Below are 26,718 nucleotides of genomic sequence, written 5' to 3' on the forward strand. Positions count from 1 at the left end.
CTGACCCTGCCGCATGCCCCTGCCGTAGCAGTCGAGAAGGCTGTCGAACCCATCCTCTGCGGAGGGCGGGTTTTCTCGGTACGCTTTTACCGACATGGCGTCGGCAAACCTATTGACTTAGGTAAGCCTAACTTCAGAAAATGGGCCCCATGGACTCCTTCTCGACAGTCATCCGCACCGCCTCCCACGAGCAGCACACGGAGGCGGAGACCTCGACGTTCATGAGCGACCTGCTCGGCGGCCGACTGGGCGTGGACGCGTACGCGCGGTACACCGAGCAGCTGTGGTTCGTGTACGAGGCGCTGGAGGCCGGCGCCGAGCGGCTGGCGTCGGACCCGGTGGCCGGCCCGTTCATCCAGCCGGAGCTGCTGCGGCTGGCGTCACTGGAGCGGGACCTGGCACATCTGCGGGGTCCGCGGTGGCGGACGGGACTGTCGGCACTGCCCGCCACCCAGGCCTACGCGGACCGGGTGCGGGAGTGCGCCGAGGACTGGCCGGCCGGTTACATCGCCCACCACTACACCCGTTACCTCGGCGACCTCTCCGGCGGCCAGATCATCCGCGACAAGGCCGAGAAGACCTGGGGCTTCACACGCAAGGGCGACGGGGTCCGCTTCTACGTCTTCGAGGAGATCGCCAACCCGGCCGCGTTCAAGCGGAGTTATCGCGAGCTGCTGGACGGCGTCCGCGCGGACGACCTGGAGAAGCAGCGGATCGTGGCGGAGTGCAAGAAGGCGTTCGCCCTGAACACGGCGGTGTTCCGGGCACTGGGCGAGGAGTTTCCCCTGTCCGCGTGACAGGTTCCGGTCAGCGCTCCAGGAACACCCGGCCGCCGACCTCCACCCAGCCTCCCGGCTGCGGTGCCGTGAGGAGCTGCGACCCGGCACCCTGTGTGATGTTGAGCGCGCGGCCCAGGCGGTCCGTGAGGAGCAGGGCCGCCGCGCCCGTCGCCTCGTCCTCGTCGATGCCGTCGTCACGGCCGGGGAAGCCGCGGGCGCGGATACGGCCGGCCGCCTCGTCCTCCCAGGCCCAGGCGTAGATCCACTCGCCGGGCGGGGGCACGGGGAGGTCGTCGACCTCGGCGGCCGACGCGTACTGCCGCAGCGTACGCGGGGGCGCCCACTCCGCCCGTGCCTCGATCCAGCTGAACTCGCCGTCCAGCCGGGCGCCCACCACACCGGCCGGGGTGACCAGTTCGGGCACGTCCAGCAGCCAGGCGGTACCGACGCAGGGGTGACCGGCGAAGGGCAGGCGCAGGGTCGGCGTGTAGATGTCGATGACCCCGCGCTCGGGGTCGTCGACGAACACGGTCTCGCTGAAGCCGAGCTTCCCCGCGAACGCCTGCCGGTCGCTCCGCTCGGGGATCACCGAGCCCTCGCGGACGACGCCGAGTTCGTTGCCGTATCCACCGGTCGGGCCGCAGAAGACGCGGAGGACGTCGTAGTCAGTCACGGGGGAATTGAAACATCACCCGGGCGGCGCGGTCGTCCCAGTGCCACAGCACCAGTAGCAACGTAGGCAAGGCTAACCTAAGCTCTGCCCGGCTGAAGGTGGCCGCTCAAGAAGGGGATTCGCGGCACCCTTCTGGCAGCTCGGCTCCCTCGCCCAGTCCACCTGGCCCAAGGTGACGGCGGTCCTGCCGTGCGCGGTGCTGGGGCTGGTGGTGGCGCCGCTGTATGCGCGCCGCCTGGACCTGCTCGCCCTCGGCGACCGGCCCGCCCGGCATCTGGGGGTGGACGTGGAGCGGATGCGCGTTGCGTTGATCCTGGTCGTCGCGTTGCTCACGGCGGCCGCGGTGAGCGTTTCCGGGGTCATCGGGTTCATCGGGCTCGTCGCACCGCATCTATTGCGGATGGCCGCGGGGCCGGGGCATCGGTTTCTCATTCCGGGGAGTGCGCTGGGTGGGGCGGTGGTGTTGATCGCGGCGGATCTCGCTGCGCGGACTTTGGCGGTGCCTGCGGAGTTGCCGCTCGGGGTGCTTACGGCTCTGCTGGGCAGCCCGTTCTTCTTCTGGCTGCTGCGGCGGACTCGGCGGCGGCAAGGAGGGTGGGCCTGACGGTCGTTTGCCGACTGCGGATGAGTGGGGGTTGAGCGCGCCCACGCGGCGGTAGCCGCAAATTCAACACAGCCCCGCGCCCCTTAAGTTCTCCAGTCCCCTTCTCGACAAGGACCCTCCGTGAGACTGCTCCGCCCTCGCCCCACTCCCCCAGCCCCCTCCGAACCCGGCGACATCCTCGCCGCCGCCGAGTCGTTGCACGTTCGTCTCGGCGCCCGTGAGGTGCTGACCGGCGTCTCCGTCACCGTCCGCGCCGGCGAGGTCCTCGCCCTCGTCGGGCCCAACGGTGCCGGAAAGTCCACCCTGTTGAGCGCCCTGGCCGCCGACCTCCCGGCTGCCGAGGGGGTCGTACGGATCCACGGCCGTCCGGCGACCGACTGGTCCGCGCCCGAACTCGCCCTCCGTCGCGCCGTACTCCCCCAGTCGGCGGCGCTCTCCTTCCCCTTCACGGCCGGGGAGGTCGTGCGGATGGGCCGCGCACCGCACGACACCTCACCGGCCGAGGATGACCTCGCCGTCGCCGAGGCCATGGCCGCCACCGAGGTGAGTGCCTTCGCCGTACGGCCGTTCTCCGCGCTCAGCGGTGGGGAGCGGGCCCGGGTCGCGCTCGCGCGGGTGCTGGCCCAGCGTGCCCCGTTGCTGCTGCTCGACGAACCGACCGCGGCGCTGGACCTCAAGCACCAGGAGCTGGTGCTGCGGTTGTGCCGGGAGCGGGCGCGGGCCGGGGACGCGGTGGTGGCCGTGCTGCATGATCTGGGGCTCGCGGCGGCCTACGCGCACCGGGTGGCGATCCTGCGGGCCGGGCGGGTCGCGGCGGACGGGCCGCCGGACGAGGTGTTCTCGGAGCGGTTGCTGTCGGAGGTCTATGACCAACCCATCGACGTGCTTTCACATCCTCGAACAGGGGCGGTCCTGGTGACCCCGCGGCGCCGATCCCGGCACAACCTTTGACTCTCCTTTGACTTCCCCATGGGGGCGTTTTTGGCCACTTAGACGATCCTTAGGTGCGTTAGGTGAGCCTCACCTTCCTGCTGCGTGAGGCCCGTCACGCACACTTTCCGGCCATCCTCCTGGAGCCCTCATGCGACCCGCCAGACTCTCAGCCGTCACCGCTGCCGCCGCCGTGGCGGCTCTGACCGCCGTCACGGGGTGCACCGAGAAGGGCAGCTCGGCGGGTGGCGACCGGGTCGTCAACGTGACCTCGACGGACGACAAGTGCGAGGTGTCGAAGAAGGAGTTCCCGGCCGGGCACGTCGAACTCGCCATCGAGAACAAGGGCTCCAAGGTCACCGAGGTCTACATCCTCTTCCCGGACGACCGCATCGTCACCGAGCGGGAGAACATAGGACCCGGCACCAAGCAGACCGTCACCGCCGAGGTGAAGGCGGGCGACTACACCATCGCCTGCAAGCCCGGCATGAAGGGCGACGGCATCCGGCAGGCCGTCAAGGCCACCGGCAAGGGCACCGCGGCCAAGCGTGACCCGCGGCTGGACAAGGCCGTCGCCGCCTACCGCGCGTACACGCAGGCGCAGGCCGACGAGACGCTGCCGAAGGCGGAGGCGTTCGCCAAGGCCGTCAAGGACGGCGACATCGAGGCTGCCAAGAAGGCCTACGCCCCCTCCCGCATCGGCTGGGAGCGCACCGAGCCGGTCGCTGAGTCCTTCGGCGACATCGACCCCAAGGTCGACGTCCGCGAGGACGGCCTGGAGGACGGCCAGGACCCGGCCACGGACTGGACCGGCTGGCACCGCCTGGAGAAGGCGCTCTGGCAGGACAAGAAGATCGGCGACCGGGAGAAGGAGCTCGCCGACCAGCTCATCACCGACCTGAAGGACTGGCAGAACCGGGTCGGCAAGGCCGAGATCACCCCGACCTCCATGGCCAACGGCGCCAAGGAACTCCTCGACGAGGTCGCCACCGGCAAGGTCACCGGCGAGGAGGAGCGCTACTCGCACACCGACCTGGTCGACTTCAAGGCCAACGTCGAGGGCGCCGAGAAGGCCTACGCGCTGCTGAAGCCGGTCGCCAAGGAGAACGACCCGGCGCTGGTGACCGAGCTCGACAAGCAGTTCGGCGCGCTGAACACGCTGCTCGACAAGTACCGGGCGGACAAGGCGTCGTACGACTTCACCTCGTACGACAAGGTCGGCGACGCCGATCGCAAGGAGCTGTCGGACGGCGTCAACGCGCTCGCGGAGCCGCTGTCCAAGCTCGCCGCCGCCGTCGTCGTGAAGTAGGGGGCACCCCATGAGCGAGACCTCGACCGGGAATTCACCGTCCCCGTCCCGGCGTGCGCTGATCGGCTGGGGCGGTGCCGGGCTCGCGCTCGGCGCCGCCGCGGCCGGCGGTGCGGTGGCGATGACCCGTACGGGCAACGACGTGGATCCGGCGGGCGCCGCGACGGGCGCCGCCATCGACTTCTACGGCGACCGGCAGGCCGGTATCGCCACTCCCGTGCAGGACCGGCTGCACTTCGCCGCGTTCGACGTGCAGACCGACGACCGCGCCGAGTTCGTGCAGATGCTGAAGGACTGGACGGCGGCCGCGCGCCGGATGACCGCCGGGCACGCGGTCGGCGAGGGCGCGTACGGCGGTCTGGCCGAGGCACCGCCGGACGACACCGGTGAGGCGCTGGGGCTGAAGCCGTCGCGGCTGACGCTCACGATCGGCTTCGGGCCGTCGCTCTTCGAGAAGTACGGCGAGGCGTTCGGCATCGCGGACGCCCGCCCCGAAGCCCTGGAAGAGCTGCCGAAGTTCGCCGGGGACAACCTGGACAAGAACCGCAGCGGCGGCGACCTGTGCATCCAGGCCTGCGCGGACGACCCCCAGGTCGCCGTGCACGCCATCCGCAACCTGGCCCGGATCGGCTTCGGCAAGGTCGTCATCAAGTGGTCCCAACTCGGCTTCGGGAAGACCTCGTCCACGACGCCCGACGAGCAGACCCCGCGCAACCTCATGGGGTTCAAGGACGGCACCCGCAACATCGCGGGGACGGAGACGGACCGGCTGAAGAAGTTCGTGTGGGTGGACCCCTCCGACGGCCCCGAGTGGATGGCCGGCGGTTCCTATCTCGTCGCCCGGCGCATCCGGATGCACATCGAGACCTGGGACCGCACCTCGCTCCAGGAGCAGGAGGACATCTTCGGCCGCGACAAGGGCGAGGGCGCCCCGGTCGGCAAGGCCAAGGAGCGCGACGAGCCGTTCCTGAAGGCGATGCTGCCCGACGCGCACGTCCGGCTCGCGCACCCCGCCTCCAACGACGGGGCGACGATCCTGCGCCGCGGCTACTCCTTCACCGACGGCACCGACGGCCTCGGCCGCCTGGACGCGGGGCTGTTCTTCCTCGCCTACCAGCGCGACCCGCGCACCGGGTTCATCCGCGTCCAGCGCAATCTGGCCCGCGACGCGCTCAACGAGTACATCCAGCACGTGGGTTCGGCGCTCTTCGCGATCCCGCCCGGCGTCCGCGACAAGGACGACTGGTGGGGCCGGACGCTGTTCTCCAAGGAGGCGTGAGGACCGATGTTCTCCAACTACCTGATCGGCCTGCGCGAGGGGCTCGAGGCCAGCCTCGTCGTCTGCATCCTCATCGCCTACCTGGTGAAGACGGACCGCAGGGACGCGCTGAAGCCCATCTGGATCGGCATCGGCGTCGCCGTCGCCCTCGCGCTGGGCTTCGGCTGCGCACTCGAATTCGGCTCCCAGGAGCTGACGTTCGAGGCGCAGGAGGCCCTCGGCGGCTCCCTGTCGATCCTCGCGGTGGGCCTGGTGACCTGGATGGTGTTCTGGATGCGGCGCACCGCCCGGCACCTGAAGTCCGAGCTGCACGGCAAGCTGGACGCGGCCCTCCAGATGGGCACGGGCGCGCTGGTCGCGACCGCGTTCCTGGCCGTCGGCCGGGAGGGCCTGGAGACGGCCCTGTTCGTGTGGGCGTCGGTGCGCGCGGCCGGCGACGGCAGCCCGCGCCCACTGGTCGGCGCCGCCCTCGGCATCGTCACGGCGATCGTCCTGGGCTGGCTGTTCTACCGCGGCGCCCTGCGCATCAACCTCGCCAGGTTCTTCACCTGGACCGGCGGCATGCTCGTCGTCGTGGCGGCGGGCGTGCTGGCGTACGGCGTCCACGACCTGCAGGAAGCGCGCTGGCTGCCGGGCCTGAGCAACCGGGCCTTCGACATCAGCGACACCATCGATCCGTCGAGCTGGTACGGCACTCTGCTCAAGGGCGTCTTCAACTTCCAGCCCGACCCGACCGTCGTCCAGGTCACGGTGTGGCTGCTGTACCTGATCCCGACGCTCGCGCTGTTCCTCGCCCCGGTAGGGTTCGCCTCCGGGAAGGGGAAGGTGAAGGCAGCTGATGAGCAGGGATCGCGGCCCTCGAAGGCTCCGCAGGCTTGACCGGAGCGCACTGATAGCGGCATCGCTGACCGCTTTGTCGTTGACGGCGAGCGGATGCGTGGTGGTCCACGGGGAGAGAGAGGTACTCCCCTCGGCCACCAAGGCGGAGGCCGCCAAGGCGCTCCAGCAGTTCACAGCCGCGTACAACAAGGCCGACAAGGCCTACGACAGTTCCCTGGACGCCGACCATGTGACGGGCGCCCTCGGTGCCATCGACGAGGCGCGGCTGAAGGCGGGTAAGGCGGTCAGTCCGGAGGGCAACACGGCGCACACGCCGCTGGAGTTGTCGGACGCCAAGTTCACGATCCCGAAGAAGGCGGGCTGGCCGCGCTGGTTCGTGGCCGACGCGGCCGGCAACAAGGGCGGCACCGCGCGCTGGGTCTTCGTGTTCAGCCGGAACAGCCTGGCCGAGCCGTGGGAGGCGTCGTATCTGACGCTGATGGCCCCCACCGACGTACCGGCGTTCAAGACGGACAAGGACGGCTGGGCCGAGGCCGTCCCCGCGAACTCGACCGAACTGGCCGTGGCCCCCGAGGCCTTGAGCAAGGACTTCGTGTCCTACCTCAAAAACGGCGGGGAGATTTTCGCGGACGGCCGCCACACCAGCGAGTGGCGCGCCAAGCGGGCCAAGGAAGCCGAACGGCCGGGCCTGGTCAGGCAGTACATCGACGAGCCGCTGACGAGCGGTGACTACGCGCCGCTGGCGCTGCGCACGAAGGACGGCGGGGCGCTGGTGTTCTTCACCACCCGCCACTACGAGAAGGAGACGGCCCACACCGGTGCCGCCGTCCCCACCCCGGACCGGGCCGTGCTGGCGCTGACGACCGGTGAGATCAAGCAGTCGCTGACGGTGGAGATCGTCTCCAACGGGGCGGCCCTGGACCCGAAGGGCTCCGGCAAGGTGCAGATCATCGGCCGGACCCAGGGCATGACGTCGGCGAAGGGCGAGTAGCGGGTGCCCTGACCAGCCACGATGGCGCCGCGGACGCACGACGGCGCATCGCGGCGGCTCTCTTGGCGGAGCGTCTAGTGGCGCAGGGGCCAGGCCGCGGAGACGTGGTCGGGCCCCTCGTTCACGTGGCGGGCGCAGGCGTCGGTGAGGGTTTCGAGGAGGCTGAGCGGGTCGGGCAGCGGGTGTTCGAGGCCGCGGACCCAGTGCACGGTCTGGCCCTCACCGGTCAGCCGCGCGGGCGGTACGAGGACGTAGGACCCGCGGCAGTGCCAGCGCAGTCCCGGGTGCTCGTCCATGGTCTCGGGGTGGCAGTCCAGCTCGCAGGGCCACCACTCGTCCTCGTCCTCGGGCGTACCGCGCGTGAGGGTGAAGAACAGCAGCCGGCCGTCGTCGCTCTCGGCGACCGGGCCGACCTCGATACCGGCGCCTAGCAGCCGCTCCAGCGCCTCGCGCCCGGCCTCGGCCGGCACGTCCAGGACGTCGTGCACCATGCCGGTGGCGGTGATGAAGTTGGCCTGCGGCTGGTGACGGGCCCAGCGCTCGATCTGGCCGCGGTCGGTGGTGGACTGCGTCTGCCAGGCGAAGGACACCGGGTGCCGGGCGGGGGTGGGGCAGCCGACGCGATCACAGGAACATCGGTAGCCGGCCGGGTGCGCGGCGGGCGCGAGGGGCAGTCCCACCGCCGCGGCGGCGAGCAGCAGGTCCTCCCGGCCACCGTCACCGGCGGCCTCCTTGGGGCGGCGTCCGCGCAGCCACTGGGAGAGCTTGCCCTGCAGGCCGGTCCGGCCGCCCAACTCCGCGCTCATCTATCCCCTCGCCTCGCTGTCGTGCGGAACAGCATGCCCTATGGTCCCACCATCGTGCGCTTCGGGGGGCCTTAGCGGACAACCGGGCCAGGTGGGGCGAGGTGTACACAGCACCTTGATCAGCATCAATGCGCTGCTTTGGCGGGATTTACGCCCTTACCGTGGGCGCGGGGCGATGCCGTGCAGGGCGTAGTCGACGAGGGTGTCGGTGTACTCGTAGGAGATCGGGCCCGTGTACTGCAGCCAGCGCTGGGCGAGGGGGGAGACCCAGAGTTCGAGGGCGATGCGCGGGTCGACCTCCTGGCGGACCTGGCCGGCCTCCTGGGCGGCGCGCACCCGGTCGACGTACAGCTGGAGCGAGGGCTGGAGGAGCTTGGCCGTGAAGACCCGGCCGACCTCCTCGTTGACCACGCCCTCGGCGGCCAGGGCGCGGGACGGGATCTCGAAGCGGGGGTCCTGGAGCTGGTCGACGGTGAGACGCAGCACGGCCTTGAGATCGGCGGCGAGGTCGCCGGTGTCCGGGATGGCGAACTCGTACTCCGGGCCCGCGTCCCGGGACGCCTGTTCGCTCAGGTCGAGGAAGGCCTCCAGCAGGACGTCGGCCTTCGACGACCACCAGCGGTAGATCGTCTGCTTGCCGACGCCCGCGCGGGCGGCGATGCCCTCGATCGTGGTCCTGGGGTAGCCGACCTCCCCGACGAGGGCGAGGGCGGCGTCGTAGATGGCCCGCCGGGACTTCTCGCTCCGGCGGGTGGAGTTAGGTGCGGGCTGAGCGGACTTCTGGGCTGCCATGGCTTGAATTTATCAGGTTGACAAGACGGTGCGTCTCGCCGGACCCTGAGGGGGCGATTCGTGCGAGACGGTACGTCTCGTGTACTCAGGGATACGAGAAGGAGCTCACGATGACCCGAAGCGGCGGAAACATGCTCGGAGTCGGCGGCACCCGCCGGAACCTCGGCCGCGAGGCGCTGCGCGGCGGGGGTCGGAACGGCAGGGTCGGCGGCGGGGTCGACCCCCGGGCCCAGAAGAAGGAACTGCTGCGCAAGTTGCAGGAGAAGCAACAGGGAGGGAGCGGCACGGCCGACGGCTCCTCATGACCGGCCCGGCGCCCCCGTGCCTGCCGACGGGCGGCTGCGGTGGCGATGCTCAGGCGGTGGGCCGAGGAGGAAGGTCCTACGGCAGGTCCTGGTCCTCCGCCGGGGGCCAGGCGTCGCCCCAGTCGGCGTCGCGGGCCGCCTTGTAGAGGTCGCCGTGCCGTTTGGTGACCGTGGTGCGGCGCAGGGAGGGTTCGGTCTCGCACAGGTCGAGGAGGACCTGGCCCTTGCGGATCTGGGGTTTGCGGACGACGCGGGCGGGGGCCGGGGCGACCGGGAGGCGGGTGGCCGCGACGTAGCTGAACTTCTCGTCCTCGTAGGCGAGGGAGCCGCCCTTGATCTGGCGGTGGAGGGAGGAGCGGCTGACCCGCGCCGAGAAGTGGCACCAGTCCGTGCCGGGGACGATCGGGCAGTCGGCGCTGTGCGGACAGGGGGCGGCGATGTGGAAGCCGGCGGTGACGAGGCGGTCGCGGGCCTCGATGATCCGGGCGTAGCCGTCGGGGGTGCCGGGTTCGACGATCACGACGGCCTGGGCGGTGGACGCGACGGTGTCGACGAGGGTGGTGCGGTCGGGGGCGGTGAGTTCGTTGAGGACGTAGGAGACGGTGACGAGGTCGGCGGGGTCGAGGGTGAGCGCCGAGCCGATGCGGGCGCGCTGCCAACGGGCGTTCTTCAGCGCCGGGTTGGCGACGGCGATCTCCCTGCCGGTGGCGAGGGCGGGCTCGGCCCAGTCCAGCACGGTGACGCCGCGCTCGCCGGGCCAGGTCGCGGTGACGGCCCACGTCGCGGCGCCGGTCCCGCCGCCGACGTCGATGTGACTCCCGGGCACCCAGTCCGGCACGGCCGCCGCGAACGCCTCCAGCGCGGCGTGGACGGCCTCGAAGGTGGCGGGCATGCGGTATGCGGCGTAGGCGGCCACGTCGGCGCGGTCGCGGAGGATCGGGGTGTCGGTGGGGGTGGCCCCGCGGTAGGTGGCGATGAGGCGGTCGACGGCCTGCGCGGCCTGGCGGGGCGGGAGGCCGTCGAGGAGGGTGGCGAGACTGCTGCGCAGGGCGTCTGCCGGGGATGCGGGGTCGTTCACCCGGCGATTCTACGAGCGCACCCGGCGTGGGCGGCACCCGGCTTTCCTCGCCCCCGCCGCCCCTACCCGTCCCATCCTTCCGGGGCTCCGCCCCAGACCCTGCTCCTCAAACGCCGGAGGGGCTGGATTCAGCCCGCCCACCCTTCGAGGACAAAGCCACCACCCTCCCGCACCCCCACCCACCCCCAGGGGCTTCGCCGGCCCAGGCATTTTTTTCAGCCCGTCCGGCGTTTGAGGACGAGGCCCCTTCAGGGCCGAAAGCGGGGGTCTGGGGGCGCAGCCCCCAGGGATGGGACGGGTAGGGGCGGCGGGGGCGAAAACCGCTCGGCCCCGCTACAGCCCCCGCACCGCCCGCGCCACCCGCGTCCCAGCCGCGGCCCTCGCTCGGGCCCCCCTGTCCGGTGGCCGGCGCCGCGGATGCACCGCGTTCGCCAGCAGCACCAGAAACGTGTCCGTCCCCGGATCCAGCACCATCGACGTCCCCGTGAACCCCGTGTGCCCCGCGGCCCCCCGGCCCGCCAGCTCCCCCATGAACCTCGGCTGGTCGATCGCGACCCCCAGGCCGGGCGGGGTCAGGAGCAGCTCGACGAAGTCGGGGCCCAGGATGCGGGCGGGGCCGTAGGCGCCGCCGGAGAGCAGGGCGCGGCAGAAGACCGCCAGGTCGTGCCCGGTGGAGAAGAGACCCGCGTGACCCGCGACCCCGCCCAGCGCCCAGGCGTTCTCGTCGTGGACGACCCCCCGCAGCATGCCCCGGTCCGCCTTGGCCCACGGCCGCCGCTGGTCCTCGGTCGCCGCGGCCCCGGGGCAGGGGCCGAAGTGGGTCGCGGTCATGCCCAGCGGGCGGGTGATGCCGTCGTGGATCAGGACGTCGAGCGTGCGGCTCGTGATGCGTTCCAGGACGTGCTGGAGCAGGAGCAGGTTCAGGTCGGAGTAGCAGTAGATGCCGGGGACGCCGATCGGCGCCTCCCCGCGCAGCATCTCCAGCCGTTCCGCGTCGTCCGCGCAGTCGTACAGCGGGAGTTCGGGGCGCAGCCCGGAGGTGTGGGTGAGCAGCTGGCGCACGGTGATGTCGTGCCGGGCGGCCGCGCGGAAGTCGGGGAGGTACGCCCCGACCCGCGCGTCGATGCCCAGCGTGCCGCGCTCGATCTGCTGCACCGCGGCGACCGAGGTGAAGAGCTTGGTGAGGGAGGCCAGGTCGAAGGGGGTGTCCGTGGTCATCGGGACGCGTGTCTCGGGCGGCAGTTCCACCCCGGCGTCCTTCTCCTCGTCGTAGGAGGAGTACCGCACCGCCCAGCCCGTCGCCTCCTCGACGGCGAGGTACGGCCCCCGTCCGACGACCAGCACGACCCCGGCTGCCCAGGGGCGTGGGCCGGCGGTGAGGTCGTGGACCTCCCGGACGAGGTGACGGATCTCCTCGGGGTCGAGTCCGGCCCTTTCCGGCGTGTCCCCGCGCAGTCTCGGCGCGCTCAGCTCCCTGCTCCCTCCGCATCCGTACGTCCGTTCCAGGGACGGCACATTCCCATGAAGCAGGCCAGCGCCACCAGTGCTGCGGCCAGTTGGACGACGGCCATCGGGACGGCGGTGTCCTCTCCGGCGATGCCCACGAGGGGCGACGCGACGGCGCCGATGAGGAAGGAGGACGTACCGAGGAGCGCGGAGGCGGACCCGGCGGCGCGCTTGGTGCGCAGCAGGGCGAGGGCCTGGGTGTTGGGGAGCGTGACGCCCATCGCGGACATCAGGACGAACAGCACGGCGGCCACCGGGGCCAGTCCGACCTCGCCGAAGACACCGAGCGACATGAGCAGCAGCGCGCTCGCCGCCAGGATGACGATCGCCAGGCCCACGCCCAGTATCCGGTCCAGGCTGACCCGCCCCACCAGCAGCTTGCCGTTGATCTGGCCGACGACGACCAGGCCGACCGAGTTGAGTCCGAACAGCAGGCTGAAGGTCTGCGGCGAGGCCCCGTAAATCTCCTGGATCACGAAGGGCGACGCCGCTATGTACGCGAAGAGGGCCGCGAAGGCGAACCCGCCCGCCAGCGTGTATCCGGTGAAGGCGCGGTCGGCGAGCAGGCCCCGCATGGCGCGCAGCGCTTCGCCGACGCCGCCGCTGTGCCGGTCCTCCGGCGGCAGGGTCTCGGGGAGCCGCCGCCAGACGAGGGCGGCGAGCAGCACCCCCACCGCCGTGAGCACGACGAACACGCCCCGCCAGTCCGTCACCCGCAGGATCTGGCCTCCGATGAGCGGGGCCACGATCGGGGCGACCCCGGAGATCAGCATGAGGGTCGAGAAGAAGCGGGCCATGGCCACGCCGTCGTAGAGGTCGCGTACGACCGCCCGCGCGATCACTATCGCCGCCGCACCCGCGAGGCCCTGCGCCAGCCGGAAGGCGACCAGGAACTCCACGGTGGGCGCGAGCGCGCAGAGCGCGGTGGCGACGACGTACACGGCCAGGCCGGCCAGCAGTGGGCGCCTGCGGCCCCAGCGGTCGCTCATCGGGCCGACCACCAGCTGCCCGAGCGCCATGCCGGCCAGACAGGCGGTGAGCGTGAGCTGGACGGTCGCGGCGGGCGCGTGCAGGGACCGGGTGACCTCCGGGAGCGCGGGGAGGTACATGTCCATCGCCAGCGGGGGTGTCGCCGTCAGACCGCCGAGGATGAAGGTGACGAGGAGGCCGGTGCGGCGCAGGGCGCGGATGGATGGCTGGTTCGCCGTCTGTGCCGTCGGCTGCGGCACGTGCTGTATCGGCCCCCCACGGTCGCCCATGCGCCCCTCCCTCTCCGACTGGTCCGCCCTCTATGCTCTCAGCTCGTACAGAGTGCCGAGGGTCACATGAGCGAGGGGCGGGGCCGCAGTGGCGGAACGAAACGTGCGGTGGGGGATCCTGGCGACCGGAGGGATCGCGGCCGCGTTCACGGCGGATCTCGTCGACCTGCCGGACGCCGACGTGGTGGCGGTGGCCTCGCGGTCCCAGGCCTCGGCGGACGCGTTCGCGGAGCGCTTCGGGATACCGCGGGCGTACGGCGACTGGAACGCGCTCGCCCAGGACGGCGACATCGATGTCGTGTACGTCGCCACCCCGCACTCGGCACATCGCACCGCCGCCGGACTGTGCCTGGAGGCCGGGCGGAACGTGCTGTGCGAGAAGGCGTTCACGCTGAACGCGCGGGAGGCCGAGGAACTGGTCACCCTGGCGAAGGCGCGCGGCAGCTTCCTGATGGAGGCGATGTGGATGTACTGCAACCCTCTGGTCCGGCGCCTCAAGGCGCTGGTGGACGACGGCGCGATCGGCGAGGTGCGCCATGTCCAGGCCGACTTCGGGCTGGCCGGTCCCTTCCCTCCCTCGCATCGACTGCGCGACCCGGCGCAGGGCGGCGGCGCGCTGCTGGACCTCGGCGTGTACCCGGTCTCCTTCGCCCAGTTGCTGCTCGGGGAGCCGTCGGACGTGGCGGCGCGCGCGATGCTGTCGCCCGAGGGCGTCGACCTGCAGACGGGTGCCCTGCTCTCCTGGGACAGCGGCGCCCTCGCGTCGGTGCACTGCTCCATCGTCGGCGGTACGGCGACCTCCGCGTCGGTGACCGGCTCGGGCGGCCGTATCGACGTTCCGAACGGCTTCTTCTTCCCGGACCGCTTCGTCCTGCACCGCGACGGCCGTGACCCCGAGGAGTTCACGGCCGCCCCGGCGGACGGGGCCCGCAACAGCCTGCGGCACGAGGCCGCCGAGGTGATGCGGGCCCTGCGGGCCGGGGAGACCGAGTCCCCGGTGGTCCCGCTGGACGGCACGCTCGCCGTGATGCGGACGCTCGACGCGATCCGGGACCGCGTCGGTGTCCGCTACCCGGGCGAGGCCCCGGAAGGGGACGCGGACGAGGACCTCGCGCCCGCGCTCACGCCTGTGTGAGCCCCGGCTCCCCCACCTCCGTGACGAAGGACGCGGCCGTCGTGACCGGCGCCCCGGGCCTGGTCACGTACGGCACCGTCTTGAAGTCGGTCCGCGCCAGCTGCTGCCCCAGCGCGACGGTCACGTAGCCGCGCCGTCCGTTGTAGAACTTCATGTGCGGGTTGGCCCGCATGTACGTGTCCCAGTTGGCGGGCCTGTCGGTGCCGTCCCGGCCGCTCGCGATCGACGTGGCCACGATCTCCGTGCCGAGCGTGGCGGAGTCGGGGTCGTCGAAGTCGTCCTTGATGTCGAAGCCGTACCCGACATGGACGTCACCGGTGAGCACCATCAGGTTCTCGATACCGGCGGCCCTGGCCCCGTCCAGCACGCGGCGCCGGGAGGCGCGGTAGCCGTCCCAGGCGTCCATCGACACCCGGGACGGCGCGGTCAGGTCGAAGTTCCGCTGGGCGAAGGTGACCTGCTGCGGCACGACGTTCCACAGCGCCGCCGAGTCGCGCCAGCCGTCGAGCAGCCAGCGTTCCTGCGTCGCGCCGGTCATGGTGCGGGCCGGGTCGTCGACGTCCGGGCCGGGAATCTGGGAGCCGTCGCCGTACGCCTGGTTGGAGCGGTACTGCCGGGTGTCCAGCACGTCGAACTGGGCGAGCCGGCCCCACTTCAGGCGCCGGTAGAGCTGCATGTCGGGGCCGACGGGGCGCTGCGGGCGCCGCAGGGGCTGGTTCTCCCAGTAGGCCCGGTAGGCGGAGGCCCGGCGCAGCAGGAACTCCTCCGGCGGGACGCTGTTCTCGGGGGTGTCGTCGGCGTAGTTGTTCTCGGTCTCGTGGTCGTCCCAGGTGACGACGAAGGGGTGCGCGGCGTGTGCGGCCCTGAGGTCGGGGTCGGACTTGAAGAGGGCGTAGCGCAGGCGGTAGTCCTCCAGGGTCACCGTCTCGCGGTTGAAGAGCGCGGGGAGCGTGCGGTCGGTGTAATTGCGGTAGCCGCCGACGGAGTTGACCGCGTACTCGTAGAGGTAGTCGCCGAGGTGGAAGACGATGTCCACGTCGTCCTGCGCGAGATGGCGGTAGGCCGTGTAGTAGCCGTCGGTGTACGCCTGGCAGGAGACGGCCGCGAGGGTCAGTGAGCTCGCCGCCCCGGTCGTCGCGGGCGCGGTGCGGGTACGGCCCGTCTCGCTGATCCAGGTGCCCGCGCGGAAGCGGTAGTGGTAGACGCGGTCCGCGTCGAGCGCGTCGACCTCGACGTGGACCGTGTGGTTGAACTCCGGGTAGGCGATGGCGGCGCCGCGTCTGGCGATCCTGGTGAACTTCTCGTCGTGCGCCAACTCCCAGTGCACGGTGATCCGTTGGGCGGGCAGCCCGCCGTCGGGCTGGTAGGGGGCTGGGGCGAGTCGGGTCCACAGCAGGACCGAGTCGGGCAGCGGGTCGCCGGAGGCGACGCCGAGGGTGAAGGGATCGTCGGTGATCCGGCGGGCGTCGAGCGGGGCGGCGTCGGCCACGCCCGCCGTCGGCAGGTTCACGGCGAAGGCGAGCGCGGCGGCGGCGCCGGTCACGGTCAGGAAGCGGCGGCGGCCGATGTGGCGGGCGGCCGCACGCAGTTCGGGGGCGTGCTGGGGCTGGGGGTGTGCTGCGAGTGTCATCCGGTCCTCCCCTGACTGATGGATGCACGAGGCATTGGAGTGGCCGGGGACGACACTCGCTTGGCGCGTACACAACACTCGGATGGCGGATGGATGAGTTCCGGATGGCGGACCGTCGCGTAGCCTCCGACCTCATGAATGACAGGCAAACGGAGACGGGGACGGACGCGAGGATCGCCGTGGTGACCGGCGCGGGCTCCGGCATCGGCCGCGCGGTCGCGGTGGAGCTGCTGCGCGCGGGCTGGTCGGTGGCGCTGGCCGGGCGGCGCGTCGAGACGCTGGAGGAGACGGCGGCGCCGGTGCCGGACGGGGCCGCTCTCGCCGTACGGACGGACGTGTCACGCGAGGAGGACGTGGCCGCGCTGTTCGCCGCCGCCGTGGAGCGGTTCGGGCGGGTGGACCTGCTGTTCAACAACGCGGGGACGTTCGGGCCGGGCGGGGTGCCGGTCGAGGAGCTGTCGTACGACGCCTGGCGGCACGTGGTGGACACCAACCTCAACGGGGCGTTCCTGTGCGCCCGGGCGGCGTACCGGCAGATGAAGGAGCAGGACCCGCGGGGTGGCCGGATCATCAACAACGGGTCCATCTCGGCGCACACGCCCCGCCCGCACTCCGTCGCCTATACGGCGACCAAGCACGCGCTGACCGGACTGACCAAGTCACTGTCGCTGGACGGGCGCCCTCACAACATCGCCGTCGGCCAGATCGACATCGGCAACGCGGCGACCGACATGACGGCGCGGATGCGGACGGGCGCCCTTCAGGCCGACGGTTCGGTGGTACCCGAGCCGGTGATGGACGTGGCCGACGTGGCGCGGACCGTGCGGCACATGGCGGAGCTGCCGTTGGAGGCGAACGTGCAGTTCGCGACGGTGCTGGCGACGGCGATGCCGTACGTGGGACGCGGCTGAGGAGCTCTCACGCCTTCACTGTCTCCACAACTTACACAAGTGGAATATGGAATTCCGCTGCGTCGGGGCCGGTAGGCGACTTATGCTCAACTTCACCTACACCAGAGCTTCACATTTGGAGTAGGGGCTTCGGTAGACCGAACCGAGGGGGGACGGCAGCCGTTCCATGACACCGGGCGGGGGTGGACCTCGCGTGGGACCGCGAGGTACGCACCGGTGCGTGGAACGGCTGCCGTGTTGTCGCCTGCGGCGGTGCTCAACGACCGAGGATCCGGTCGACCTCCGTCAGCTGCTCGGCGGTGAGCGGCCCCTTCGCCAGCGCGCCGGCGTTCTGCTCGGCCTGGCCGACGGAACGGAACCCCGGGATCGGCACCGTGCGCGGGCTGCGCGCCCACAGCCAGGCGAGGGCGCCCTGGCCGAGCGTACGGCCGCCGCTGGTGAGGACGTCCCTCAGCGCGTCGACGCGGGCCAGCCAGTCCGGGTCGGCGCCGGACCCGTCCGCGAAGCCCTTCAGCCACTCCGGCGGCCGGCTGCGGATGTCCCCGGCCTCCAGGGCCTGCCCGGTCCGGCGCTTGCCGGTCAGCAGGCCCATCGCCAGCGGGCTGCGGTTGACGCTGGCCAGCTCCAGCTCCTCGCACAGCGCGAACATCTCCGGCGCGTCCTGGAGCACGTTGGCCGCGTGCTGTACGGCCGCACAGTGCTCCCCCCGCGCGAACACGGCGGCGCGGGCCGGGTCGTCGGTGCTCCACGCGTAGGCGCGGACGAGCCCCTCGCGCACGAACTCCTCGCAGACGTCGCGCAGTTCGGCCGCGCGCTCCGGGTCGGCGTCGGAGAGGTGCAGCTGGTAGAGGTCGACGTAGTCGGTGTCCAGGCGCTTCAGAGAGGCGGTCAGCGCGCGGCGGGCGTACGGCACGCTGTCGTCGGCGCCGGTGAGGGTGCGGGTCTCCTCGTCGAAGACGTTGCCCCACTTGGTGGCGACGACGACATCGGCGCGGCGCTTGCCGAGGGCGCGGCCCAGGACGCGTTCGCTGTGGCCGGCGCCGTAGGTGTCCGCCGTGTCGAAGAAGGTGACACCCAGATCGAGGGCGCGCCGGATCGCCCGTACGGTCTCCTCGTCGTCGACCTTGCCCCAGCCGAGCGGCTGCCCGTCGGCGGACTGCCACTCACCGCCGATGGCCCAGCATCCGAAGCCGAGGGCGCTGACCTCGATGCCCGCACGTCCCAAAGTCCTCTTGGTCTCCATGAGGGAGGACGTTAGGAGTTGGAGTGCACACGAGGGCAAGCGCTTGTGCGGATCTTTCCGCGCCGGTCATCCGCGCCGGTCATCCGCGCCGGTCGCCGGCTAGGCCTGACCGGTCTCGAAGCGGGAGATCCTGCCGTCGTCCTCGACCTCGAAGTGCCAGCGGGTGCGCATCTCGCCCCAGGTGTCGTTGCGGTAGCGGGTGAGGAGGTCGCGGCCCTGGTTCGACTCGTTGTCGACCTCCATGTGGCCGTTGGAGGCGAAGATCTCCCGCTCGATCCAGTCGGCGAGGTCGCGGTCGGTACCGTCGTCCGCCATGGTCGCGCCGGGCGCGAGGATGCTCAGGAAGCCCTCGCGGTCATGGGCGTTGACGGCGGTGACGAAGGCACGGACGGCGGGGTCGCTGAGTCTGGACGTCTGAATCGTCATACCGGTCAGCCTCACACCGGCTCCGACGCCCCGCCACCCGAACGGCGGCGAGAGCAGGCCGGGCGGGTGTCGCCGGTGCGACGGTGGATACGCGGGAGGGGTGTTCTGTCCGTGCTTATCTGTTCCGGGAGTCACCGTGAGTGCTTACGACCGACGTGATCTGGGCCTGCTGCTGCTCCGGCTGGGAGCCGGCGGGGTGCTGGCCGCGCACGGCACACAGAAGCTGTTCGGCTGGTTCGGCGGGCACGGCATCGAGGGGACCGGACAGTTCATGGAGTCGGTCGGCTACAAGCCCGGCAAGGCGAGCGCCACGGCGGCGGGCCTCGCCGAGGCCGGCGGCGGCACCCTGCTGGCGCTGGGCCTGGCGACACCGGCCGCGGGCGCGGCGGCGGCCGGCGGCATGGCGGGCGCGGCCACCGTGCACGCCCCCAACGGCTTCTTCAACCAGGAGGGCGGCTACGAGTACGCGGCCACCCTCGCCCTCGCCGCGACCGGCCTCGCGATCGCGGGTCCCGGCCGCCTCTCCCTCGACCACGCCCTCGGCCATGTCCTCGACCGCGGCTGGATGGTGCCTACGGCCCTCGCCACGACGGCGGCGGCGACGGCGCTGGTGGTGGGGGCGCGGAACAGGCGGCTGGACAGGGCGGAGAAGGAGGACGGGGCGGCCGGGTTCGAGGAGCAGGAGTCGTTGTTCGGGGAGTAGGTCCGGCAGCCCTCACGGCCTCGGTGTCAACCGCAACACCGTCCCCTCCCCGTTCGCCGACAGCAGCAGCGCACCGTCCGGCGTGACGGCCAGCCCCGCGAACCGGCGGGCCATGCCCGGCATCCCGTGGGCGAAGAGGGCGGGTTCCGTACGCGGGACCACTCCCGGCGGGGGCCCGACCGGCAGGTCCTCGGCGTCGATACGGCTCTCCCCCGTCGCCAGGGACACCGCCCGCAGCCTGCGCGGCCCGGTCTCCACGGTGAACAGTTCGTCGCCCAGGACCGCGAGCCCCTGCGGGGCGTCGAGCCCGTCCGCCACGACCGTCGGCGGTCCGTCCGCCTCGATCCGCAGCACCGCGCCGAGCCGCTCGTCGCTGACGTAGCAGCGTCCCTCGGCGTCGAAGGCCACGTCGACGGGCTGTTCGAGCCCATCGGCGAGCACGGTGCGGGCATCCCGCTCGTCGACGGCCACGACCCGTCCGGCATCCGACTCGGCGACGACGAGCGAGCCGTCCGGCGCGAGGGTGATGCCGAGCGGCCGCCGCAGTCCGCCGGCCCGTTCACGCGTGCTCCCGGCCTTCGGGTCGTACGTCTGGACCTGCCCGAACTGCGAGGTGAGGTGCAGGAGTTCGCCGTCGGCCACGATGCCGTGCGAGAAGTGCAGCAGGGACAGCGTGCTGACGCCACCCTCCGGCGAGGGCTCGCGCGAGGGCTCGGTGGTCGCGACCCCGTAGTGGTCGGCGGCGTACACCGTGCCGCCGAGGTCGATGGTCACGCCGTACGGTCCGTCGAGTCCGCGCGGCACGATCTCGCGGGTGCGCCCCTCGGGATGCATCTCGGTGACGCCGCCGCTGGCGTAGCTGGAGACGAACATGCGGTTCTCGGCGTCGAAGGCCGCGTTGTCCAGCCCGGTGACGCCACTGGTGACCAGGGCCCGCGAGCCGCTGCCGTGCAGGTCGATCCGAGTGACGATGCCCTCGGGGCCCCGGGAGAGCACATGCAGCACGCCGCCCTGGTCGAACCGCACGGCGACCGGCATATGGACGTCGTCCGCGACGACCTCGGGGGCGCCCCCGTCCGGTGGGATCCGCCAGACCTGCCCGGTGAGCAGGGGGTTGGGGCCGCTCATCATGTGCGGGTAGTAGAGGTGACCGTCCGGGCCGACCTGCATCGCGTTGCCGAGGGCGAGCCCTTCGGTGAGGACGACGGGCTCGCGGCCCTCGGCTCCATCGGGACCGCCGGGACCGCCGGGGAAGAGTTCCATCAGCCGCCCGTCGGGCTTCATCTCGTTCACGAACAGGCGGTCGCCGAGGCAGGTGATGCCGTTGGGGTTGGACACGTCACCGGAGACGAGCGTGTACTCCCCGTCCGGACTCCGGCGCCACACCCGCCCCGGCACCAGGTCGGCGATGTACATCGAGCCGTCCGCGCCGAAGGCGAGATCGTCCGGCGACTGCACGGGACTGTCCATCGGCACGACCACCTCGACGTCACCGGTGGCCGGGTCGACGGCGCTGATCTGCCCGGCGAGGAACTGGGCGACGTACAGCCGCCCGTCGGGCCCGAAGGCGACGCCGTTGGAACCCCACAGCCGGTTGGGCGGGTTGAGCCGCTCGACCGCCCAACGGGCGCTGTCGGCACGCCGCTCACCACTCGCGTCGAACCGGCTCGACTCCCCGGCGCTCACGCCTCGCCCTCCACCAGCACCTCGCGCATGCCACCGTCCGACCGCCATCGCCGCAGCAGCTCATGGAAGGCGACGGGCCCGTCACCGAACGACTCACTGCGTTCCCGCGGCCGCCCCTCGTTGTTGTAGTACCCGGGCGTGCACTCGGCCTGGAACCTGTACAGGTCGGCGGCCTTCTGGCGAATGGTCGCGACCCACGCGTCCTGGGCCTCACCGGTCGGCTCGACGTACCGGGCCTGCCGCTTGCGCGCCTCGGCGACGACCTCGGCGACGTGGGTGGCCTGTTCGTCGAGGATGTGGACGTAGTTGACGGAGGCGGCGTTCTGCATCGAGCCGAGCAGGAAGAGGTTGGGGAAGCCGCGGGTGGTGAACCCGTGCAGCGTCTTCACCCCCTCGGTCTTCCAGGTCTCCAGCAACCCGGCGCCGCCCCGCCCGTACACCGGGAGCCTGCCGGACAGCACACCGGACCGGCCGACGTCGAACCCGGTGGCGAAGACGATGCAGTCGACCTCGTACTCCGTCCCGCCGACCACGACGGCGTTCTCGGTGATCCGCTCGACGCCATGGGTGTCGGCGGTGTCGACGAGGGTGACGTTGGGCCTGTTGAAGGTCTGGAGGTAGTGGTCGCTGAACGTGGGCCGCTTGCACATGTAGCGATACCAGGGCTTGAGCGCTTCGGCCGTCGCCGGGTCCTCGACAATCGCCTCGACCCGGGCGCGCAGCTCGTTCATCTTCTGGAAGTCGGCGAGCTCGTAGGCGAGTTCGCGCTCCTCGGCCGGGACGTCCGCGTAGGCGTTGGTCGGGATGAGCTTCTCCTGGAGCCTGGCGCTGGACGTCCAGGCGTCGTTCACGAGGTCCTCGTCCTGCCGGACGCCGGTGACGACCTTGAGGAAGTTCTCCATACGCCGCCGCTGCCACCCGGGCCTCAGCGTCCGGACCCACTCCGGATCGGTGGGCCGGTTCCCCCGTACGTCGACGGAGGACGGGGTGCGCTGGAAGACGTACACCCGCGCCGCGTCGGCCCCGAGGTGCGGCACGACCTGGATGGCCGTGGCACCGGTGCCGATGACGGCGACGCGCTTGTCGGCGAGCCCGGTCAGGCCGCCGCTCGCGTCGCCGCCGGTGTAGCCGTAATCCCAACGGCTGGTGTGGAAGGTGCGCCCACGGAAGGTCTCGATGCCGGGGATGCCGGGGAGTTTGGCCTGGCTGAGCGTGCCACTGGAGACGACGACGTACCGGGCGCGCATCTCGTCACCACGATCGGTGCCGACGATCCACTCCGACTCCCCCTCGTCCCAGCGCAGTTCGGTTACCTGTGTCTGGAAGCAGGCGTGCTCGTAGAGGCCGAAGTGCCGGGCCACGGCCTGCGCGTGCTCGCGGATCTCCTCGCCCGGGGAGTACTTCCATCTCGGTACATGGCCGAGCTCTTCGAGCAGCGGCAGATAGACGTACGACTCGATGTCGCAGTGGATGCCGGGGTACCGGTTCCAGTACCAGGTGCCGCCGAAGTCCCCGCCCTTCTCGATGACCCGGATCTCCCGCACCCCGGCCTGCCGCAGCCGCGCCCCGGCGAGCAGCCCACCGAAGCCACCTCCGACGACCACGGCCTCGACCCGGTCCCGCACGGGCGCCCGCGTGAACTCCGGTTCGGCGTACGGGTCCTGGTCGTCCACGCCGAACTCGCCGGCGAGGTGACGGTACTGGGCGCTGCCGTCGGGGCGGATACGGCGTTCACGCTCGGCTCGGTACTTGGCGCGCAGGGCTTCGGGGTCGAAGTCCAGGTCCCGCACGTCGTCGGTCAGGTCCTGCGGCTCGGGCATGGAAGCGCTCTCCTCGGTCGTGGGGCCGGCCGCGGAGGGCCGGGACAGGGGAAGTCGAGGGCCAGTCAAGCGAACGCGACTGACAGCTCCCAGACATATCCCGGACACGTGATCAATGTGATCCAGGCCATAAGCGGCTTACGGCCGTGTCGCCCGGCCCAGCCAGTAGCCGAAGCCCCGCCGGGTGTGGATCAGCGCCGCCTGCTCGCCGTTCACCTTGCGGCGCAGCCGTGAGACGAGCCGCTCGATCGCGCCGTCGGTGGGCGGGTCGCCCCAGACGTGCCGTCCGATCTGCTCCTTGGACAGCACGCGCTCGGCGTTCACCAGCAGGCAGCGCAGCAGCCGGTACTCGGCGGGGGTGAGCTCGATGGCGCGCTCGCCGCGGCGGGCCCTGCGGGTGGCGTGGTCCAGCACGAGATCGCCGTGGCGCAGCGCGCCGTCCCATCCGGCGGGCTCCGCGCTGCGCACCAACCGCCTTGCGCGGGCGAGCACTTCGGCCACCCGGCCCGGGGCCCCGCCGCCCTGCCATCGTGGAGAGCGGCTCGGATGTGTGGGGGTCACCGACGACGAGGAGGACATCCGGTACTGCCGGTACTGCCGGTACTGCCGGTGCTGCCGGTGCTGCCGGCACCGCGTCGGTCGACGGCGGCTTCGGCATGCGGCCACCTTACCTGCGGTTGCCTGAGGCAAGTAAGCACGTCCTCCCGGCCTGCTCACGTCCAGGGCGTGGCGACGAGCCGGATCCGCGCGTCGCGGCCGACGAGAGGTGCCGCGGTGGTGGGGAGCGGGATGTGGGCGACCCAGCGTTCGGGGGTGGGGTCCTCGTCGACACGGGGTTCGCCGGCGACGCGGTGGTCGCGGATGGCGCCTTCGATGTCCGAGTTCCAGGCGGCCCAGATACCGGCGCCGGCCTCCGGTGTGCCGACGTCGATGACGAGGGTGTCGGAGAAGTCGGCGGTCTGCTCCAGGTGGTCGCCGAGGCTGAGGATGCCGCGTCGCTCGCGCAGGGAGATGAGCCGTAGATCGAGGATGAACCGCATGGGTTCGCCCTCGGCCTGCCGCAGGCCACTGTCGAGGAAGGTGGTCGCGAGCGACACCGCCGCCGCGGCCGACGTCTCCTGCCCGTCCGGGGCCGGGTCGAGCTGGATGGGACACCAGTGGGTCGCGAGCCGCTCATGCATCACGACGGGCAGCCCCCGCACCGACAACCGTGTCTCGACCTGCCACACGAGCTCGCCGTCACGGTCCAGCCGGTAGTCGACGAGAGATGCCTCGATCCGGGTGTCCCCGAACAGGAACCGGCGCAGATTCTGGTACCCCTCCTCGGAGTTGACCATCCCGTAGCGCCCACTGTGACTCCGGTGCACGTAGGCCCGCTGCGCCCCCGGCACATACGCCCGCTCGATCTGCACGAGCCCGTCACTGTGCGGCCCGACGGCGGCGGAGGACAGTCCGAAGGCGACGTCGTAGTCGGCCGGGTCGGTGCCCACGAGGCAGAAGACCCGCTCGACGGGCAGCGCACCCGGCCCGGTGGGCATCCGACGGGCGTCCCAGCCCTCGGGCGGCCCGTCGGGGTCGAGGTCGGCCTGTGGGGTGAGGTACTCGTACATCCGCCGGGGCCCGAAGATGTCCGCGCCCTGGACGCCGGTCATGTCCCGAAGCCGCTCCATCAGCCCGCCCCCGAGGTCGAAGGTGATGCCGCCGTGCGGGGTGCCGTAGGTGAAGAACTTCGCGACACAGCCGGCGGCGTCCCGCCCCCGGTCCGGGAGAACCTTCTGCAGCAGACACCGGCAGACCAGCCCGCCCATGGAGTGGGCGACGAGGATGACGGCGGGCGCCCCGGTCCTGTCGAGGATCAGATCGATCAGACCGAGCAGGTCATCGGCGGCGTTCTCCAGCCGGTACTCCTGGCCGCCGCCTCCCCAGGTGGTGGCCGAGCGGTCGTAGAAGCGGTGGATCCAGACGGTGTTGGCGGGGATCTCCGCGTGCTGGGCGAGATAGGCCGCCTGGTCCCCCTTCACGAGCAGCTCGTAGCCCTCCTCGCGCAGGAGGCGCAGCAGCGGGCTCTCGAACTGGTGGAAGTGGGGCTGGTTGTGCGCGCCGACGCGGATGTGCACGGAGCCCTCGTTGAAGCCGTAGAAGGGGTCGTCCACGGCCTTGTCGATCCCTCGGGTGCCACCGGCGAAGCCGCGGACGTAGACGAGGGGGAGCTTGCGGGGGTCGTCCACGGTTTGCCTCCAGAGCGCCGGGGTCCACTCCTCCTGGGTAGAGGAAGCCCGGGCCTCCGGCCTCCGGGGATGGGCCGAACGGTGACGCCCTCCGCGTGTCACCCGCGGGGAGCAAGCCGGCCGGCCGTGCCGGCCCCGGTCGTGCCGTACCGGAACTTCACGGGGGAACCGCGGAGGCCCGGATGTCCCCCGGCCGCCGGGCAACCGGGTGGTCCGCCCCCGGCGAGCACACGGCCCCACCCGAGGGCCCGTCCCCGGCGATCAAGGTCCCCGCCGCCGCGGACGTCGTCACGGGTGACTGCTCGGACCGCTGGACGTCCTGACGGTCGAGTGTGCGGGTGTGCGGGCCTCGTCGGGGCGACCCTGACCGTGGTCACAGTCGTCGGGGCGACCCTGACCGTGGTCACATCGGTCCGCCGCCGCCATGAGGACGACGCTCTCGTCAAGACGGCCTTCGTCCCGGGCCTGAGCAACCCCGCCGGCTCCGCGCGGATCCCGCGCTGGGCGGTCCTGGTCGAGGCGGCCCAGCATGGGGCACGCATCCGGCGGACCAGCGGCCGGAGGAGACGTCGAGCGGGAAGCGGCCGGAGTCCGCCGTAGCGGCACGCTCGTAAACCGTGCGACGGACCCGCCCCCCTGCCCCGTAGAGCAAACGACAGCAGTCCACAGGGAGGGGAGCAGGACGTGGCAGGGCACAGGGGCAGACGCGTCCGCGATACGGCGGCCGCGCTGGCGGCGATGGCGGCGCTGACCGCGTCCCAGGCGCCGGGGACGGACCCGGCACGGGCCTCCGCGCAGGCACCGACACCGGCCGAGCAGGGGCCGAGCGTCTCCGGGGACACCCCGTACCGCACCGAGCTGCCGCCGCTGCGGACCGGGAAGCCGGACGGTGACGAGGCACCGGCGGAGACGGCCGCCGCACTTCCGGCGAGCGTGTTCGCCGCCTACCGGCGCGCGGAGCAGCGACTTGCGCGTGAGGCGCCCGGCTGCCGGCTGCGGTGGCAGTTGCTGGCGGCGATCGGTCAGGTGGAGTCCGGGCAGGCGCGGGGCGGGCGGGTGACGCCGGACGGTACGACCGTGACGCCGATCCTCGGCCCCCGGCTGGACGGCGTGGCCTTCGCGCTGATCCGGGACACCGACGGCGGCGCCCACGACGGCGACACCGGGTACGACCGCGCGGTCGGGCCGATGCAATTCATCCCGTCGACCTGGGCCCGCTGGGGCGCGGACGGCAACGCTGACGGGCGTACGGATCCGAACAACGTCTTCGACGCGTCCCTCGCCGCCGGACGCTATCTGTGCGCGGGCGGGCGGGACCTGTCCGACCCGGCGGGCCTCGACGGGGCGATCCTCGGCTACAACCACTCGGCGGCCTATCTGCGCACGGTCAGGGCCTGGTACGCGTACTTCCTGGAAGGGCATCGGGTGGTGCCGGACAGCTCGGCCGGTGCCCCGGCACGCCCTGAGCCGTCGCGGTCCCCCTCGAAGCCGGAGGAGGCTTCACCGCCACGCCCCTCCGCCCGTCCGAGTGCCACCCCGTCCTCCGGCCCGTCGAGCCCCGCCTCGCCGACCCCCACCACGTCCCGCCCGGCCACCGGACCGGATGGGACAGAGGAACCGCAACTCCCCCTCCCCCCACCGGACATCGAGCTCCCCGGCGACGACCTGCTGTCCGGCGACGGCCCGCTGACCAGTAACAGCGCGGACTCGATGACCGCGACCCCCTCCACAACCGCCGATACTCGGCGGTAATGTCGCCCCCCGCCGGGCGGGACGAGCCCGGTG

General features: G+C 71.8%; 25 protein-coding genes and 2 pseudogenes. 14 read left to right on the top strand and 13 right to left on the bottom strand.

Going from position 1 to position 26,718, the window contains the following annotated elements:
• Positions 1 to 149 precede the first annotated feature (149 nt).
• Positions 150 to 797 carry a heme oxygenase (biliverdin-producing) gene (locus tag ABIE67_RS14400; RefSeq protein WP_370256900.1) on the top strand — a complete coding sequence of 216 codons (648 nt, stop codon included), beginning with the start codon at positions 150 to 152 and terminating at the stop codon, positions 795 to 797.
• Between the two features lie 10 nt (positions 798 to 807).
• Here ABIE67_RS14400 and ABIE67_RS14405 read toward each other — a convergent pair whose 3' ends face one another.
• Positions 808 to 1,452, bottom strand: coding sequence for a PhzF family phenazine biosynthesis protein (locus tag ABIE67_RS14405; protein WP_370256903.1), 645 nt, complete (start codon positions 1,450 to 1,452; stop codon positions 808 to 810).
• 130 nt (positions 1,453 to 1,582) lie between these two features.
• Between ABIE67_RS14405 and ABIE67_RS14410 the strand changes: the two are divergent.
• The 6 genes and pseudogenes from ABIE67_RS14410 to ABIE67_RS14435 all read left to right on the top strand — a co-directional run.
• Positions 1,583 to 2,056, top strand: a pseudogene (locus tag ABIE67_RS14410) (FecCD family ABC transporter permease); the annotation flags it as partial.
• Positions 2,057 to 2,176: 120 nt separating this feature from the next.
• On the top strand, positions 2,177 to 3,007 hold the full coding sequence (locus tag ABIE67_RS14415) for a heme ABC transporter ATP-binding protein (RefSeq protein ID WP_370256905.1): 831 nt from the start codon (positions 2,177 to 2,179) through the stop codon (positions 3,005 to 3,007).
• A 130-nt stretch (positions 3,008 to 3,137) separates the two neighbouring features.
• Entirely contained in the window at positions 3,138 to 4,295 is a 1,158-nt protein-coding gene (gene efeO / locus ABIE67_RS14420; protein WP_370256907.1) for an iron uptake system protein EfeO, read from the top strand.
• 10 nt (positions 4,296 to 4,305) lie between these two features.
• Positions 4,306 to 5,574, top strand: coding sequence for an iron uptake transporter deferrochelatase/peroxidase subunit (gene efeB / locus ABIE67_RS14425; RefSeq protein WP_370256909.1), 1,269 nt, complete (start codon positions 4,306 to 4,308; stop codon positions 5,572 to 5,574).
• 6 nt (positions 5,575 to 5,580) lie between these two features.
• Positions 5,581 to 6,453: an iron uptake transporter permease EfeU gene (efeU, locus tag ABIE67_RS14430; protein ID WP_370256911.1), complete on the top strand. Its 873-nt coding sequence runs from the start codon at positions 5,581 to 5,583 to the stop codon at positions 6,451 to 6,453.
• Positions 6,413 to 7,405 carry a hypothetical protein gene (locus ABIE67_RS14435; protein ID WP_370256915.1) on the top strand — a complete coding sequence of 331 codons (993 nt, stop codon included), beginning with the start codon at positions 6,413 to 6,415 and terminating at the stop codon, positions 7,403 to 7,405. The genes efeU and ABIE67_RS14435 overlap by 41 nt, the downstream gene beginning before the upstream one ends.
• Positions 7,406 to 7,479: 74 nt before the next feature.
• On the opposite strand, the gene ABIE67_RS14440 is transcribed toward ABIE67_RS14435, so the two are convergent.
• Together ABIE67_RS14440 and ABIE67_RS14445 are read right to left on the bottom strand one after the other, a co-directional pair.
• Complete coding sequence (locus tag ABIE67_RS14440) at positions 7,480 to 8,211, bottom strand: bifunctional DNA primase/polymerase (RefSeq protein ID WP_370256918.1); 732 nt, start codon at positions 8,209 to 8,211, stop codon at positions 7,480 to 7,482.
• 156 nt (positions 8,212 to 8,367) lie between these two features.
• Positions 8,368 to 9,003, bottom strand: coding sequence for a TetR/AcrR family transcriptional regulator (locus ABIE67_RS14445; RefSeq protein ID WP_370256921.1), 636 nt, complete (start codon positions 9,001 to 9,003; stop codon positions 8,368 to 8,370).
• Positions 9,004 to 9,113: 110 nt separating this feature from the next.
• Between ABIE67_RS14445 and ABIE67_RS14450 the strand changes: the two genes are divergently transcribed.
• Entirely contained in the window at positions 9,114 to 9,308 is a 195-nt protein-coding gene (locus ABIE67_RS14450) for a DUF6243 family protein (RefSeq protein ID WP_370256924.1), read from the top strand.
• Positions 9,309 to 9,384: 76 nt separating this feature from the next.
• On the opposite strand, the gene ABIE67_RS14455 is transcribed toward ABIE67_RS14450, so the two are convergent.
• From ABIE67_RS14455 to ABIE67_RS14465, 3 genes are all read right to left on the bottom strand, one after another.
• Complete coding sequence (locus tag ABIE67_RS14455) at positions 9,385 to 10,386, bottom strand: small ribosomal subunit Rsm22 family protein (RefSeq protein ID WP_370256925.1); 1,002 nt, start codon at positions 10,384 to 10,386, stop codon at positions 9,385 to 9,387.
• A 333-nt stretch (positions 10,387 to 10,719) separates the two neighbouring features.
• Positions 10,720 to 11,901 (bottom strand): serine hydrolase domain-containing protein, encoded by a 1,182-nt coding sequence (locus tag ABIE67_RS14460; RefSeq protein WP_370256929.1) that lies wholly within the window; start codon positions 11,899 to 11,901, stop codon positions 10,720 to 10,722.
• On the bottom strand, positions 11,853 to 13,151 hold the full coding sequence (locus ABIE67_RS14465) for a multidrug effflux MFS transporter (RefSeq protein WP_370256932.1): 1,299 nt from the start codon (positions 13,149 to 13,151) through the stop codon (positions 11,853 to 11,855). Before ABIE67_RS14465 ends, ABIE67_RS14460 begins: the two co-directional genes overlap by 49 nt.
• Before the next feature lie 88 nt (positions 13,152 to 13,239).
• Here ABIE67_RS14465 and ABIE67_RS14470 point away from each other — a divergent pair, with 88 nt between their 5' ends.
• A complete protein-coding gene (locus tag ABIE67_RS14470; protein WP_370256934.1) occupies positions 13,240 to 14,286 on the top strand; it encodes a Gfo/Idh/MocA family protein in 1,047 nt (348 codons plus the stop codon).
• Here ABIE67_RS14470 and ABIE67_RS14475 read toward each other — a convergent pair.
• Complete coding sequence (locus ABIE67_RS14475; protein ID WP_370256936.1) at positions 14,273 to 15,916, bottom strand: alkaline phosphatase; 1,644 nt, start codon at positions 15,914 to 15,916, stop codon at positions 14,273 to 14,275. The two genes, ABIE67_RS14470 and ABIE67_RS14475, sit on opposite strands and share 14 nt — an antisense overlap.
• A gap of 134 nt (positions 15,917 to 16,050) precedes the next feature.
• Here ABIE67_RS14475 and ABIE67_RS14480 point away from each other — a divergent pair, with 134 nt between their 5' ends.
• Positions 16,051 to 16,827, top strand: a complete 777-nt coding sequence (locus tag ABIE67_RS14480; protein ID WP_370256938.1) for an SDR family oxidoreductase — start codon at positions 16,051 to 16,053, stop codon at positions 16,825 to 16,827.
• A gap of 256 nt (positions 16,828 to 17,083) precedes the next feature.
• Here the strand turns inward: ABIE67_RS14480 and ABIE67_RS14485 are convergent, their stop codons facing one another.
• Positions 17,084 to 18,070, bottom strand: coding sequence for an aldo/keto reductase (locus tag ABIE67_RS14485; RefSeq protein ID WP_370256940.1), 987 nt, complete (start codon positions 18,068 to 18,070; stop codon positions 17,084 to 17,086).
• A 99-nt stretch (positions 18,071 to 18,169) separates the two neighbouring features.
• Complete coding sequence (locus ABIE67_RS14490; RefSeq protein WP_370256942.1) at positions 18,170 to 18,496, bottom strand: nuclear transport factor 2 family protein; 327 nt, start codon at positions 18,494 to 18,496, stop codon at positions 18,170 to 18,172.
• 136 nt (positions 18,497 to 18,632) lie between these two features.
• On the opposite strand from ABIE67_RS14490, the gene ABIE67_RS14495 reads away from it, so the two are divergent.
• Positions 18,633 to 19,199, top strand: coding sequence for a DoxX family membrane protein (locus ABIE67_RS14495; RefSeq protein ID WP_370256944.1), 567 nt, complete (start codon positions 18,633 to 18,635; stop codon positions 19,197 to 19,199).
• A 12-nt stretch (positions 19,200 to 19,211) separates the two neighbouring features.
• On the opposite strand, the gene ABIE67_RS14500 is transcribed toward ABIE67_RS14495, so the two are convergent.
• From ABIE67_RS14500 to ABIE67_RS14515, 4 genes and pseudogenes are all read right to left on the bottom strand, one after another.
• Complete coding sequence (locus ABIE67_RS14500) at positions 19,212 to 20,933, bottom strand: hypothetical protein (protein ID WP_370256946.1); 1,722 nt, start codon at positions 20,931 to 20,933, stop codon at positions 19,212 to 19,214.
• Positions 20,882 to 22,705, bottom strand: coding sequence for a flavin-containing monooxygenase (locus tag ABIE67_RS14505; RefSeq protein ID WP_370256948.1), 1,824 nt, complete (start codon positions 22,703 to 22,705; stop codon positions 20,882 to 20,884). The genes ABIE67_RS14500 and ABIE67_RS14505 overlap by 52 nt, the downstream gene beginning before the upstream one ends.
• Before the next feature lie 138 nt (positions 22,706 to 22,843).
• A pseudogene (locus tag ABIE67_RS14510) lies at positions 22,844 to 23,215 on the bottom strand (winged helix-turn-helix domain-containing protein); the annotation flags it as partial.
• 203 nt (positions 23,216 to 23,418) lie between these two features.
• Positions 23,419 to 24,933 (bottom strand): esterase/lipase family protein, encoded by a 1,515-nt coding sequence (locus tag ABIE67_RS14515; RefSeq protein ID WP_370256950.1) that lies wholly within the window; start codon positions 24,931 to 24,933, stop codon positions 23,419 to 23,421.
• Between the two features lie 182 nt (positions 24,934 to 25,115).
• Here ABIE67_RS14515 and ABIE67_RS14520 point away from each other — a divergent pair, with 182 nt between their 5' ends.
• The 3 genes from ABIE67_RS14520 (at position 25,116) to ABIE67_RS14530 (ending at position 26,685) form a co-directional block, all read left to right on the top strand.
• A complete protein-coding gene (locus ABIE67_RS14520) occupies positions 25,116 to 25,256 on the top strand; it encodes a hypothetical protein (protein WP_370256952.1) in 141 nt (46 codons plus the stop codon).
• Positions 25,257 to 25,302: 46 nt separating this feature from the next.
• Positions 25,303 to 25,533 carry a hypothetical protein gene (locus tag ABIE67_RS14525; protein WP_370256954.1) on the top strand — a complete coding sequence of 77 codons (231 nt, stop codon included), beginning with the start codon at positions 25,303 to 25,305 and terminating at the stop codon, positions 25,531 to 25,533.
• Between the two features lie 138 nt (positions 25,534 to 25,671).
• A complete protein-coding gene (locus ABIE67_RS14530) occupies positions 25,672 to 26,685 on the top strand; it encodes a lytic transglycosylase domain-containing protein (protein WP_370268588.1) in 1,014 nt (337 codons plus the stop codon).
• The last annotated feature ends 33 nt before the right edge of the window (positions 26,686 to 26,718 follow it).

It is taken from the genome of Streptomyces sp. V4I8, assembly GCF_041261225.1.
Lineage (GTDB): Bacteria > Actinomycetota > Actinomycetes > Streptomycetales > Streptomycetaceae > Streptomyces.